General features: G+C 48.5%; 14 protein-coding genes. 1 reads left to right on the top strand and 13 read right to left on the bottom strand.

The window, feature by feature from the left end:
• Positions 1–76: 76 nt before the first annotated feature.
• From FGI41_RS19960 to FGI41_RS19905, 12 genes are all read right to left on the bottom strand, one after another.
• Positions 77–2,284 carry a non-ribosomal peptide synthetase gene (locus tag FGI41_RS19960; RefSeq protein ID WP_139492076.1) on the bottom strand — a complete coding sequence of 736 codons (2,208 nt, stop codon included), beginning with the start codon at positions 2,282–2,284 and terminating at the stop codon, positions 77–79.
• 17 nt (positions 2,285–2,301) lie between these two features.
• Positions 2,302–3,732, bottom strand: coding sequence for a putrescine aminotransferase (locus FGI41_RS19955; RefSeq protein ID WP_139492075.1), 1,431 nt, complete (start codon positions 3,730–3,732; stop codon positions 2,302–2,304).
• Between the two features lie 51 nt (positions 3,733–3,783).
• The gene (locus FGI41_RS19950; protein WP_139492074.1) at positions 3,784–4,431 is read right to left on the bottom strand and encodes a hypothetical protein; all 648 of its coding nucleotides are present in this window, start codon (positions 4,429–4,431) and stop codon (positions 3,784–3,786) included.
• 12 nt (positions 4,432–4,443) lie between these two features.
• The gene (locus FGI41_RS19945) at positions 4,444–5,502 is read right to left on the bottom strand and encodes a hypothetical protein (protein ID WP_139492073.1); all 1,059 of its coding nucleotides are present in this window, start codon (positions 5,500–5,502) and stop codon (positions 4,444–4,446) included.
• A gap of 245 nt (positions 5,503–5,747) precedes the next feature.
• Entirely contained in the window at positions 5,748–6,743 is a 996-nt protein-coding gene (locus FGI41_RS19940) for an anti sigma factor C-terminal domain-containing protein (RefSeq protein WP_139492072.1), read from the bottom strand.
• Complete coding sequence (locus FGI41_RS19935; protein ID WP_139492071.1) at positions 6,740–7,231, bottom strand: RNA polymerase sigma factor; 492 nt, start codon at positions 7,229–7,231, stop codon at positions 6,740–6,742. Before FGI41_RS19935 ends, FGI41_RS19940 begins: the two co-directional genes overlap by 4 nt.
• Positions 7,232–7,355: 124 nt before the next feature.
• Positions 7,356–8,654 (bottom strand): helix-turn-helix transcriptional regulator, encoded by a 1,299-nt coding sequence (locus tag FGI41_RS19930; protein WP_139492070.1) that lies wholly within the window; start codon positions 8,652–8,654, stop codon positions 7,356–7,358.
• A 1-nt stretch (position 8,655) separates the two neighbouring features.
• Positions 8,656–10,002 (bottom strand): sensor histidine kinase, encoded by a 1,347-nt coding sequence (locus FGI41_RS19925; protein WP_139492069.1) that lies wholly within the window; start codon positions 10,000–10,002, stop codon positions 8,656–8,658.
• A 4-nt stretch (positions 10,003–10,006) separates the two neighbouring features.
• Complete coding sequence (locus FGI41_RS19920; RefSeq protein ID WP_139492068.1) at positions 10,007–10,705, bottom strand: response regulator transcription factor; 699 nt, start codon at positions 10,703–10,705, stop codon at positions 10,007–10,009.
• Between the two features lie 356 nt (positions 10,706–11,061).
• On the bottom strand, positions 11,062–11,736 hold the full coding sequence (locus FGI41_RS19915) for an oxidoreductase (protein WP_139492067.1): 675 nt from the start codon (positions 11,734–11,736) through the stop codon (positions 11,062–11,064).
• A gap of 160 nt (positions 11,737–11,896) precedes the next feature.
• A complete protein-coding gene (locus tag FGI41_RS19910; RefSeq protein ID WP_139492066.1) occupies positions 11,897–12,415 on the bottom strand; it encodes a hypothetical protein in 519 nt (172 codons plus the stop codon).
• Entirely contained in the window at positions 12,412–12,888 is a 477-nt protein-coding gene (locus FGI41_RS19905) for a hypothetical protein (RefSeq protein WP_139492065.1), read from the bottom strand. Before FGI41_RS19905 ends, FGI41_RS19910 begins: the two co-directional genes overlap by 4 nt.
• A gap of 298 nt (positions 12,889–13,186) precedes the next feature.
• Here FGI41_RS19905 and loaP point away from each other — a divergent pair, with 298 nt between their 5' ends.
• A complete protein-coding gene (loaP, locus tag FGI41_RS19900) occupies positions 13,187–13,717 on the top strand; it encodes an antiterminator LoaP (RefSeq protein ID WP_139492064.1) in 531 nt (176 codons plus the stop codon).
• A 121-nt stretch (positions 13,718–13,838) separates the two neighbouring features.
• Here loaP and FGI41_RS19895 read toward each other — a convergent pair whose 3' ends face one another.
• Positions 13,839–14,168 (bottom strand): MGMT family protein, encoded by a 330-nt coding sequence (locus tag FGI41_RS19895; protein WP_139492063.1) that lies wholly within the window; start codon positions 14,166–14,168, stop codon positions 13,839–13,841.
• Positions 14,169–14,229 lie beyond the last annotated feature (61 nt).

The raw sequence follows: 14,229 nt of genomic DNA, 5'->3' as shown, positions 1-14,229 counted from the left end.
GTGGAAACAGCTTGCCCGGAGGAGTTCGGGGCTCCTCCGGCCAGCGCTGCCCTGCTTGATTCTTTTGTGTAGTCGATTAATCGATAACGAGTGGCAATGCTTTTTTATCTACTTTGCCGTTTGGTGTGAGCGGCAGTTTTTCAAGTTGAACGAAGTAGTTCGGAACCATGAAGTCTGGCATGAATTTGCCGACGTGTGCTTTCAGGTCCGCTGCGGAGAGCAGGTCTTCGCCTACCACATAAGCAGTCAGGTACTTATGCTTGTACTTGTCTGTGCGGGCGAGGACGAATGCCTCTGTGACGGTCTCATGCTTCATGATCACGCGTTGGACTTCACCTGGCTCGGTGCGGCGGCCACGGATTTTGATCTGGTCGTCCATACGGCCCAGGAACTCGATGTTACCGTCTGGGAGCCATCTAGCGAGGTCACCGGAGACGAACATGGTTTCTTCTACAAATGGGTTTTTCACATAACGCTCTTCGGTGATGTCTGGGCGCTTGAGGTATTCGCGGGATACCCCTACGCCGCCGATGCAGACTTCGCCTGGTACGCCGATTGGCATTGGACGCTTATGCTTGTCGAGTACATACACCTTGTAGTTGGCGATGGTTTTACCGGTTGGGATGCTGTTGCCGCACTCGCCTTTGAACTCGAAGTAGTTGATGCAGCAAGTTGTCTCGGATGGACCATAGGTGTTGTAGACGCGCACTTTGCCGATCATGTTGGTTACATACTCTTCACGGAGCACGTCACCACCGGAGATAGCGGTGTGCAGGGATGCTGGAAGCTCGTATTTGTTGAGCTCATTGAGCAGAAGTGGGAAACCAGAGAGCATGGTCACTTGGTTTTTGTCCAGCACTTCGATCAGGAGCGGGATGTTCGCCACTTCATGACGGCGGGCGATCACGAGGGTGCCGCCGAAGAGAAGGATTGGATAGATCTCTTCTACAGAGATGTCAAAGGATACGGTGGATTGCTGGAGCATTTTGTCTTCCGCTGTGAGTTGGAAGTACTCGCGGAATGCATGAGCATAACCGGTTACGTTGCGATGTTCAACCGCTACCCCTTTTGGCGTGCCGGTAGAGCCGGAGGTGAAGAGAGTGTACATCAGGTTGTTGACGTTGTGTGCTTTATCGAGGTTGGATGCATCCCCTTGGAAAATGGATGCATCGTCGATGTTGACGTATTGCACATCATAATCGAGGCGGATATTGAGGTCGCTGGATGTGATGAAGGTCTGTACACCCGCGTGGTTGAACATGTAGTTGATGCGCTCGATTGGGAACATCGGGTCTACTGGCAGGTAAGCACCACCCGCTTTGATAATCCCAAGCATACCGACGATCAGATCGAGGTCACGCTCCACGATCAGACCGACGAGCTGGTCAGGTTGTACACCTTTTGCACGCAGGTGACGGGCGAGTTGGTTGGCACGCTCGTTGAGTTCTTTGTAGGTCATGGTGCGCTCACCGCAGACGAGTGCCACTTTATCTGGTGTGCGCTCTACGGTCTGCTCGAAGAAGCCGTCTACTGTCAGGGTTGTGTCGTATTCAACAACCACGTCGTTGAAGCCGAACAGTACGGTGTTGCGCTCTTCTTCGGAGAGAATATCGATGTCGAGCACACGCGCTTCGGAGTTGTTCACCATTTGGTCGATGACGCGGGACAGGTGGCCTGCGACACGCTCGATGGTTGCCGTCTCGAACAGAGCCGCATTGTATTTGAAGGTCAGGGAGAGTGGAGATACAGAAGTGAGTTCCACAGAAAGCTGTACCTTCTCTGGCTTCACTGTGTTCTCAGACACTACCACGATGGAGTCAAAAAGTGGCTGGGTGTGGTCGAGCTCGCTCACTCGTGCGATTTCTTCGAGTGGGAACGCTTCATTCTCAGCACGTTTTACATGGCCTTTGGTTACCGCGTTGAGCAGGCAGCATACACCTTGTGTCTCGCTGTATTTCGCGCGGAAAGGCAGGAAGGTTCCGTTGGAGGCGGCTGTACCGAATACTACATCTTCACTGTTGTTGTAGTATTGAAGCAGGATCGCCCAAGCGGTGTAGAGGAAGTTGTCCAGAGACGTGTTTTTGGTTGCGACGAAAGTAGCCACGTTCTGGGACAGCTCATCTGGGAAAAGAAGGGTATGTGCATTCAGTTCAGCTACTTCACTTTGATATTGCGGGCGGTCGAATGGGAGGATGGATTTTACATCGAAGTCTTGGAGATAGGTGCTCCAGAACAGCTTCGCTGCTTCCGTCTGTTGTTCTGTCAACGCTTCAAAAGTCATCATCTTGAGATACACCCTTTCTAAATAAAGTTATATTTTTGCTGAACGTCTTGAAGGACTTTATCAAAGGTAGCGATCACTCGGTCTACCTGTTCGATCTCGATGGTAAGTGGCGGCTCAATTCTGAATGTTTTGACATCACCAACCGTACCTTCGACGAGAATTTTGTTGTCAAACAATCCCTTGGACACGTCAAAGCCGACGACGGAGTCAAAGAACTCTACGCCGATAAACAAGCCTTTGCCACGTACCTCTTGGACGATTTTTGGGTAACGGGCAGCTACGGCCCTAAGCTCGCGGAGCATGTACTCCCCGACTACGGCGGCACGCTCTGGCAGCCGCTCCTCGATCAGCACGTTGATCGTCGCAATCGCCGCTACGCAAGCGAGCGTATTGCCGCCGAATGTGTGCTCATGGCGATATGGCTCATCCATGAAGGCTTCGTATACCTTTTCGGTTGCGATGACCGCACCGATTGGCATGATGCCTCCACCCAGAGCTTTTGCCAGACACATGATATCTGGTACGACATTTTCATGCTCGGCATAGAACATTTTCCCGGTCCGCCCCATCCCCGTCTGTACTTCGTCGAGGATCAGCAGGGCACCGAATTCGTCGCAAATATTGCGGACTTCGGATAAGTAGTTGTCAGGAGGCATTTTGATCCCGGCATTCCCTTGGATCGGTTCGATCAGTACGGCGGCTACCTCTTCGCCTACCATCTCTTGCGTTTTCATCATTTTGTAGAGCATGTCTACATCGCCGAAAATCGCATGGCGGAAGCTCTGGGCAAGCGGCAGGAACGGCTTGCGGTAATGAGCCTTGGCGGTGGCTCCCAAGGAACCGAGGCTGACACCGTGATAGCTGGCGGTCGTCGCCACAAAGGTGGAACGGTTCGTATATTTACGGGCCAGCTTGATCGCTGATTCGACCGACTCAGAGCCGCTGTTGGTGAAGAAGACGTATTTGAGATCACCTGGGGCCAGTTCGGCCAGCGTCTTCGCCAGTACGGCGCGATATGGATCGAGCAGGTCATGCGTGTGCATCGCCTGTTTTTTCAACTGGTTTTGCACGGTCTCCACGACTTTTGGGTGGCGGTGACCGATGTTATAGATACCCCGGCCTCCGATACAGTCGATGTATTCATTGCCATCCACGTCGATGAAGCTGTTGCGGCGGTCACGCCACTCGACGAACGCAAACTCTCTGCTCAGATCGACCGTTTTGCGGCTGAACAGATACCCTGGGTTGACGTGATCCCGGTATCCATTGAGGGTCTCTTCGCGTATCCACTCCGAATCCTCTCTGGACAGTTCCTCTTTCTCAATCAGTTGTAAGATCTGTTGAGTATATTCCATGACTTTGGAGTAGTCTGACTCTGTTTTGTCGGAATGGACATCATGCAGCTTACTCTGATCCTCACTTACCTTGTTGACTGCAATATCTCGCATAACCTCCACCTCCTGAGCTATATGATAGAAACATGCATGGGGCTTCCAACTCTATGCCTTTTCAATCCACTGTGTCAGAAAAATCGGCGCCAGGAAGGTATCTGAGAATCTATTCTGGATCATATCCTCCGTTTGGGACGCCAGCACACAGATATCCTTTAAGCCCCCATGTATGCTTAACAGCTCACTGAAATCTTGTGTTCCTTTCATCAGCCTATTTAACCGGTCATCCACGTCCACCGAAGCAGACGGAGTTGTGTGGTTATACAAGTACCCCAGAGACAGGTTGGAGTTGATCTGATACTTGCCTCTCAGCTCATTCAAGAGATCGATCACTTCAGGCTCCACTTCTCTGATGTAGAGGAACTTTTCTTGCTCATCATCGAAATAGTAGTACCCTGGGATGCAGATTCCGCCTACCGTCACAGGGTCTAACAGGATGATGATCGGCAGAAAAAAAGATTTGAAGTCCTGATGATTGACCGTAAACACCTCGTACAGCATCTGCCCCAGCGTGTTCTTGTGTATCAGATACCGCTCGACGGGCCGTTTTTGGTTGTCGGTGTGTTTTTCGATCGTGCACCAGACATCTTTGAAGCTTTGTATTTGACGCAGATCAAACGAGTGACTCGCTGTTTTTTTCAAGTCGCTGTGTGTTACCATCATTGTTTTGATTTGTGCTACGACGTTTTCATTCATAAGTTCGCTTCCTTAACAACAGCACAGATAAGTTCGATAGATATTCTCCATATGAAACTTCAGCTTCAGCTCGTTGATGTTAACAGGAGTATCCTTCGCATGGACAACAGAGTAGATCGTGTTGCCGATGCTGAGGTTTTGGCAATAATCCATCGGCGGAATATAGACATTGCTGATCGGCAGCGTCGAGGCCATCCGATCCAACAGCAGACGGTTTTGAGACAAGTCACCAGAGATGCATACGTTGTTAACCGGATGCTTCACCAGCAGCTGATTCACTTTTTGGGAGAACCATTTTTCCATTTGACCTTGGATAAATTGGGCAATCTCCGCATGCTCTTCATCGAGCGGTTCCTTGGCATCACGAGGAGCCGGAATGCTGACACCGAAATGAGTGAAAATGCCTGCTAAGCTTACTTCCCCATCTGCCGGCATTGGAATTGTACTGTACAGATGCCCCTCAGCATCCAGCGACCAAATATCCCCCAGGTCTTTGTACTTTTCCTTACCAAACAGAGCAAGCTTCTGCACTTCCACTGGTTCTTCCGGATTCAGCGCCAAGTATTCTACCAGCAGGTCGGACACGCGGCTGAATGAGTACGGGTCCTGGTGTGCGAAATCGTAATCGATTGGCTCGATCCGATCCTTGTCTGCCATGTAGTAGCTGATGACAGGCTGACTGGCATCTGCCTCATCTTGGTTGGCTACAATCAGCAAGGACGTCTCCACCCCACTGGTAAAATAAGAGGTGTACGCATACGACATCTGCTTGGATGGAACGACCACGACGTTTTGGTCTTCCTTCAAGTTGAGTCGATTGCGGATTTTCTTGATCAGCTTGTCCGTGATCATCCACGGCTGGCCGCTGTGGGTGACAGACACGGTGTGCACGTCTTCAAGATTAACCCCTACCGAACCGAGGGTATAGGTTAACGATGGATTGGAAGTCTCACACGTGTTGACACAGATCAAGCTGTTATCCTTGAGAATACAAATCTCGTTCCCAAACTGGCTTAATGACAGGTTGCTTCCGTCATTCAGGACACTGATCGATAACCCCAATGTGACCACTGATAATCCCCCCTAAGCCTTTATTTCAAGAAGATCAGTTCTTGTAAGATAAGAATAATCGAATATATTTATCAAAAATAAGAAGTAAAAATTGATTAAATTTTTGGTAGATTACCTGTCGATTTTTGGTGCCGATTTAACAAAAAAGAGCCAGCCACATATACTCGGGCTGACCCTTTGACCATCTCATATCTTCGGATGTTTCCGTTTGTTGTTCGTTGGTGCGTGCATATACTTCGTTCACTCTAGTACTTACTTATGACCGCCCCAAGTACGGCTGCTTTTACATAGGGCTTCCCCTTCAATGCCTTCAGGCTCTCCGCCGTGCCTGTCACGACAACCCCCAGAAGCTTCACGTCACTGCTGGACGGTTTGTCTTTTTCTTGGCGCAGATAGTCGTAGATTCGCTGATATTCCCCGTGATATTTCCCACCGACACCAAGACCGATCTCGATCATCTGGAGGAAATCTTCTTCGGTCACATTTTCCCGCTCTGGATCGATGCCAAAGCCGTAGACAGAGAAAGCCTGCTCCGGCATCGGATAGTGGGTCCCACCCTCCATCGTCTGTGGCTCGTATCCTGCCCGGTCATTGTAGGTGTCCACCCAGTACCAGACTGGACGCACCCCTGCCGGAAGCATCGCCTTCACCTCCGCAAGCGTGTAGCTCTGATCGAGCGAGATGCCCAGCTCAACCAGTTTGGCCGCGTCCATCTGATCTACGGACGGCAGATCATTGATCCACTTGCCGCCGTAATCGACCCCCGGCAGGTAGAACATCATCTCTCTCTGCCCGTTCTGCTGATTATAGGGACGGTAGTAATCAAAATGCTGCTTGGTCAGCTCCGTGTCAGGGATCTGGATCGGGGAGTAGTTGCCGGGAATTCGGGAAAAGTTGCCCCATGCGTTGTACTCTACCGTCTGTGTGCTCCAGACCACCGGAATCCCCTCGACGATCTTATAGGTGCGGTATTCCAGCATTCCGTTCAGGAAGCCATGCCGCTGCACATATCCCGATTCATACAGATTGGGGCCGCTGATCTGCTTGAACAGCCCGATATCCCGCAACGCATGATCCGCACTTCGCTGGAGCAGCTGCGAATTCCCGACGGTTCCCACAAACAGGACCAGCACAGAAATCACCAGGGAAATCGCGACATTGCGCAAAATCGTTTTTCTTCGGGCTTTCTTGATGAGAGCAGAGAAGTCTCCGTCGTCTTGTCCGCTGAATGGATGATTCATGTCGATTCACCTCTATATCTTTTTTGAAATTGTTTTCTTGCGCGAAACAGATAGGCTTTGACTAATTCGGGTTTGATTCCTGTGAGAGTAGAGATTTCCTGGTAGGACAAGTCCAGCTCATATTTCATGATGATCAGCTGTTTATGCAGGGGATTCAGTTCGTCCAAGATCTGTTCGATCTCCTCCCGCTGCTCTTTTTGCAGCAACAGCTCATCTGGCATCTCCATATCCTCGACATCGACCGATTCGATCGGAACCTGTATCCACTTTTTCTTCCGGCACAGGTCATAGTAGCGGTTGAGCGCCACCTTGAACAGCCAGGCCGAGAACTTGTCAGGATCGATTGAATCGATATAGAGAAATCCTTTGTACACCGTCTCCTGTACGATATCCTCCGCGTCACTCGGGTTGGCCCCCAGACGGATCAGGTATCGGTTGATTTGTTTGATCTTTTCTTGAAGCAGTTGATGCAGCTGCCCGGGCTCCATCTCGCACCTCCCTTCCCTTGTATAACGCCGCCGAGTGATGAAAAGTTATAGGGCCAAATGAAAAAAACCTGACAGGCAGAGTCGAATCCATCTACTCTGTGGTCAGGTTTTTGATGATATCGGCTTATCCTTGTGTCAGCGCTGTCATTTTCTGCTCATACGACAGCGCCATGGCAAAATAATCGGCCGCTTTTTTATATGCCCGTTTTTCGTAATAATGCAGTCCCAGATCATTGGCCAGCTTCTTGATCTGGCTCAGCTGATTGTTCTGGACACAGTAATCGATCACCTTTTGCATCTCTTTTTCGTATTTGACCTCATCAAAACGCAGTTTATAGATGGTCGCCTTGAGCGCATACAGCTCGATATAGTCGAAAGTCAGCTCGTATTCCTGTGCTACACCTGTCGCCTTATCTAGATAGTTGTCTACATTGATCCAGTCTTTGAGCTCAATATAGATTTCCATTAATCGCTTGTAGCTGTGGAAGTTTTCCGTTTCGGCATGACCGTGCTCTTCGTTGAGGCTGATCGCTTTTTTCAAATGCTCGATGGCAGTAGGATAATCGGACATACACTGATAGACACGGCCAAAATTATATTCGATATACATGATCTGCCGTGCGTATTTCTGCGGCTCCGACTCTACCATCTCCAGAGCGCTGCGCAGAGATTCCAGTGACTGCTCGAATTTGTTGACGACATGGTATTGGATCCCTCTGGTGATCAACACCTGTATCAGACGGTTACGGTCGTTGCGTGCCTTAAAAATCTCGTAGGCTTTTTGCGAGTAATAAAGGCAGATCGTCTTATCCTCGGCGATCTTCTGTTTGGTGATACTGATGTTATAGAACATCTTGCCCAGCTCTAACTCACTGGCAACATCGGAGACAGATTCCGCCCAGGTAAAATACTTATTGGCATGGATATAGTCTTGTGCGTGATAAAACAGATGACCACAGGACATATAATAGAAGAAAAAGTCCTCATGCAAATCTTTTTCCCGGATTTCGGGGACGAATCGATTCGACAGGTCATACATTTCCCTGGCTTCTTTCAAGTCGCTTCTGTCCACAAAATAGCGGATGAGGGTGGCATAGATTTTGAGATAGACCTCTGTCGTATGCATTTCCAGTGAGTGAAGCTTGAGAAACATCAGATCCTCATCGTTGATCGTCTGGGTAATTCGATACTCCGTCACGATATCCTTAATCTTATCCCGGTAGTCGGAGCTCTCCATATTAAGCAGGTAATCAATCTCCACCCCGAGCCGCTCAGCAATCTGCTGTAAGAATTTCATCGATGGTTTAATCTGATTGTTCTCGATTCGGCTCAGATAGGTGATAGATGATATTCCATCTACCAGTTCGATTTGTTTCATTTTTTTATGAATGCGTAACTGTCTGATACGTTCTCCAATTTCCATGCTATCCCCCCATTCTCTCGGCAGATGCTAAACGTACGGTAACAACAGTGCCTGCACCATATTCACTGTCTATGTAGATCTGACCATGATGCGCTTCCACAATTCCCTTCACAATCGTCAGACCCAGTCCAGAGCCCCCTGTGACTCGTTGTCTGGAACGGTCCCCACGATAGAACCTCTCGAATACAAAAGGCAGGTCATGGGCGGGAATTCCCTGACCGTTGTCCTCCACCCGCAGGATGACGTCCTCGTTTTCTTTTTTGACGGTGACACGGACGATCCCACCAGCTGATGTATGCTTCAAGGAATTCATCAACAGATTCGTCACAATCTGGGAAATACGTTGATGATCACCACGTACCCAAGTCATCAGATCGGCTTGGCACTCCAAGGTGACATTCTTTTTCTGATACGACGCTTTCATCGATTCTACGACTTCCTGTGTCACTTCACTCAAATTAATCGTACATAAATTCATCTGAAGCATGCCTGCTTCGGTCTGCACCACCAGATCCAGATCGTTGACCATCCGCGTCAGCCGGATAATCTCCAGGCGCGTAGACTCCAAGTGCTCTGCATTCGGCTCCCATACCCCGTCGAGCATCCCCTCTACCTGATTGAGCAGGGTGTTGAGCGGAGTTCGCAGCTCATGAGCGATATCAGTGGTCAGGCGGTCACGAAGCTCCTTCTGCTCATTAAGCGTGGCAACCAGCTGGTTAAACGAATGGACGAGCTCGGTCAATTCATCTTGGCTCCTCGGCGGGTTCACCCGTACATCCAAATTCCCCAATGCAGCGGTGTTGGCCGCCTTACGCAAGGCTTCGACCGGCTTCACAATCCGCCGGGCCATCCAGATGCTGATCACCCCCGCTAAGACAATCAACAAGGACATGGAGATGATCATCGTATGGGTATGCGCCTCCCGAAAATGTTGTTCCATCTGTCTGGTCTGGTCAAAATTATCGTGATACATGTAGATGTAACCCACGATCTCCTTTTGGTGACGTAGTGGAATCAATTCCCGGGCAGCCGATGGATCTGCGCTGTTGGTCTCGCCGTGGACATGACGGATTTGTTTCAAATCGGTGTCGAACAGCTCAATATGAAGATGCAAGACGGAGGCCACATCTTCCAACATGCTAAAAGATTTTGGGCCCCATCCGTTCTCTTTTTCATAGTTCTCAATTAATCGATGGATGATTTTTTTCTGATGCGTATCCTCTAAATCGTCAATATACAGAGAAAAATAGTGCTGCATCTCGCGGATTGAAAAGCTGGTGGCCAATAAAATAATGGCAACCGTAACACCCATAATACAGTAAGTGAGCCGTACCCATATTTTATTCATGATGTCATCCTCGTTGTTTTGCCGGGTCGTCAAACCGATACCCCAATCCGTAAACCGTTTTTACATAGACAGGCTGTCTGGTATCATCCTCAATTTTTTGCCGTAAATTTTTGATATGCGTATCGATAGTGCGGTCTGTTCCCTTAAACTCGATCCCGAGCACCTCGGTGATCAAATCCTCCCTGCTCCAGATCCGCCCTGGGTAACGGGCCATCGTGACAAGCAGGCGATATTCGTTGGGAGTCAGTTCAATCGGCTCGCCGCGTTTTTTGACGCTTTTGGACTCCAGCCAGATCGTCAAATCACCGATGCCGATATAGTCGCTCAGGTTCTCATAATCACCGGTACGCCGCATGATGGCACGGACGCGGGCCACCAGCTCGCGCGGACTGAACGGCTTGACGATGTAATCATCGGCTCCGATCGCCAGCCCATGAATCCGGTCAGATTCCCGACTCTTGGCGGTCAGCATTAGAATGGGCACACGCGACTCTTTTCGAATCTCTTTGCAGACTTCTTCACCAGACAGATCAGGCAGCATCAGATCCAGCACAACCAGCCCGACCGGATAGGACAATGCCAGCGATATCGCCTCTCTCCCATTATCAGTCGTGAGGACATGGAAACCCTCATTTTTCAGATAAGAGGACAAGATATCCAGTATTTGCGGTTCATCATCAACAAGTAAGATATTAAAAGACAAAGCGTGTCACCTATCCATCGTTGTTAGTAGCGAGTATTCAAACATTATTTAATTCAACTATAATTTTAACATCAACATTCAATTAAATGGAATATTTTTTACAAAATCCAACAGGTTTTTGCGACAAAATTTTCCTTCATTCAGAAACAAATGTAACAAGAAATTAAGAAGAAATTATGAAGACCCAAAACCTAAATTGTAAAAAAGTATGCTATCCCTATACTCGCTCTTTCATTATCGTAGCCTACCCGGCGAAGCCCGCCAATAGGTACACACTACCAGTTGACCGAGTTCATTGATCAATAAAAGGCATCCGTTCAAAGCTGAGCGGATGCCTTGGCTAAAACTCGATACGGTTACTGCCCCATCTCCATGATTTGATCTGATTCATAGATGGTGGTATGTGCCTGAGTGTTCTGGATTGGATTGGCTGCCACATACATCGCACGGGCTACGGTTCTCGCTTGAATCGGCTTGTATTTGCGCCATGAGCCGATGAAGACCATCGGCAGCAGTCTGGCGACAGCGGCTCCCATCCGTTCTCCGAAGCGGAATTCTTGACGGTCACCAAGCAGCAATGACGGCCGAAAAATATGGATCGACGATAATCCGCTCGCTTGAATCGCCTGCTCCACTTGGCCTTTTACTTGATTGTAAAAGATGTTGGAGGCAGCGTCAGAGCCAAGTGCGGTGATGATCAGGAATTTTTCGGCGTGGTGCCGGTGGGCGAGGCGGGCCAGCTCGAGCGGGTATTCGTAATCTACTTTTTTGAAAGCAGCTTGTGATCCGGCCTTCTTGATCGTCGTGCCAAGCGTGCAGAATATGTCTTGGACCTCGAAGTATTCTGCATAGGCAGCGAGATTGTCGAAATCGACGGTCACTTGCCGCAGCTTCTCATGCGTGATCGGCAACGGCTTGCGGACGAAAATGGTGACTTGAGCGTATTGTGGGCTTTGCAGCAGGATCGGCAAGAGTGCGCTGCCGACCAGACCGCTTGCTCCGACGAGAAGAGCTGATTTGGCACTGGGCATGGGAGAGTCGCTCCTTTTGAATAATAGACGGAAATTCAATAGATTATCGATCATATAGTAAGGAAGAAATCGGAATAAAAAAAGCAAAATGATCCTTTTGTTTCATTAGAGATCATTTTGCTTTATACGTGTGTCGGGGGCAACAGGTTTCACAGCTTGCTCACCGATCTTTTTCTTCTGGTATCGGCACATGTTGGTACGTACGCACGAAACGAAATATGCACAGATTGATCCAGTAAATAAAGATATACGTGGGAACGGAATAAACCAGCTTCCACCCTTTATAGGTGAAGACGTGAAACTGAGTGGCCAGCCATTCTAATCCAGTGGTAAACAGAGCCCATCCCACGATGTATCCAGCAAGCTTCCATCCGGCTGGCTTCCATCTGTCATACAGATAAAGATACACATATGCAGCTGGTGGATACAAAAATACATACAAGATCCAATCAAAATACTCATATTGCGGCCAGTCATTAAAGTCATAGAGGTCGATACCAGGAAATCCAATCGTGAAGTCGGCGATCTCCGCAAGCAGATAATTCATCAGCCAGATGATCCAAAACTCTACGCGGGACAATCTCTTTGGGAGCTTCAGAGTCAACAGCATAACAAGGCTGCCTGCAATCAGGATAAACCACTCGTTCGCATCAAAAACAAGAGGTGGATACAGGATCATGCGTGAACCCTCTCCCTCTGAATCAGCTTGCGGAAAACTAGGGCAAATCCATAAACGGTCCCGACCAAAATCCATTGCCGGATCAGTGCATACCACAGGTTCCATTTGATGAAAGCAAGAAATCCAGCCACCCGAAAAAGCTCCTCGCCCATCGCCAAGACAATGCCGCACACGACGAACATGACAACCTTTGTCCCTATCTTGAACTTTCCAGATACCAAAATTCCTACGGTCAGAGATTGCAAGACAGCATAGACAATCCACCCGGTCAAGTAAACCGTAAGAATGTGAAACACATTCCTCGACATCTGAAGCCATTGCAGGTTCAATTCGATAATCGTAAAAGTAAGCTTCAACCAACTTAGCGAAAACATCCATACCGCCAGCTTTTCCACCGGTTGAAAATAATCAGATCGGATGTAGTACCAACTAAGAGCAACCCCTATAAATACTATTAGTAAAAAAATAAACAAGCCGCTCCTCCCTCCTTGCTGTTTTAGTATAATCCTGTCCAGTTCGCAATAACCTTCGGAAACCAAAAAAAGTGCCTGAAAAGACGTGTTGCTTCATCTTCTCAGGCACTTTTTTCACCAGACTGTAGGATTGGTTCAACTGTGATAATCCACAAAAATATCTTTGTAAACGATTTCACCAAAATGTACAAATTGCCACTATTAGGAATATAGCTTATAATAATAATGAAACTGTATCTATTTTCCATACTATTAAAAATCAGCCTAGACTACTCTCAATTAGGAAAGGATCGTTCACATGAATTGGTATGCCCTTTTCGTACCGACTGGCAAAGAAGAGACCGTTCAAAAATTCCTTCGGCTCCATTTTGACGAACATTCCCTCTACTCTCTGGTGCCTAAGCGACGGGTCCCTGAAAAACGGGCAGGCGTCGTACATCATGTCCTCCGAAATATCTTCCCTGGCTATGTACTGATTCGAACCAACATGAACTCTGAGACCTTTCATAAGATGAACAGCATACCCGTATGCTTCCAATTAGTGAACAACGGAACCTATTACTCGAAGGAAGAAGGCGTCCACTATTCGATTATCCGAGACGAGGAAATGACCCCGATCCTTCAGTTGATCGGTGAAGGTGACACCGTCGATTACTCCGGGATCTACATAAGAAACTCCAAAGTATTCGTCAAATCAGGTCCTCTGCAGGGTATGGAAGGAATCATCAAGCGGGTGGATCCCCATAAAAACCGGGCAAAGATTTTGCTTAATTTTATGGGTACTGAAAAAACGATTGATGTCGGGATTGAAGTGCTGTCCAAAACCTAGGAAAAACATCAAGAATGATCATAGATGCGGCCATCTTCTTTGCGGAAGAGGGTCGCGTTTTTTGTGTGTCGATGTGGGGATTCATTTTTGGGGGATAGGGTTGCTGTGTGGTTTATTTCTTCTATATATTTTTTTCCGGATGATCTGTTGAGCGGGATTGAAAACGCTCCAGATCAATCCGCCCTTGGTCATCCACCTCTACTCCTTCATCCCTTAAGTACATGACTTGCAGGAAATGCGACTCCTCGTCCTTGATGCTGACCATCCCTTGGGAATTGATCACCCGATGCCATGGCAGCCGATGCTTCTTGCTCATCGCGTGCAGGATTCGGACGACCTGTCGTGCGGCACGGGGACTTCCGGCTAAGGCTGCGATTTGACCGTATGTCATCACTTGACCTGCTGGTATGTTTTTGATAATCTCGACGGCTCTTTCGGTAAATGGTTTCATGCTGCACCCCAATCTATTGGCGATTCGGCAATATGTTGCTTGATCAGGTGGAAAAATTACT

The organism is Brevibacillus dissolubilis (assembly GCF_006170445.1).
Lineage (GTDB): Bacteria > Bacillota > Bacilli > Brevibacillales > Brevibacillaceae > Brevibacillus_B > Brevibacillus_B dissolubilis.
This window is presented reverse-complemented; position numbering and strand designations above follow the sequence as displayed.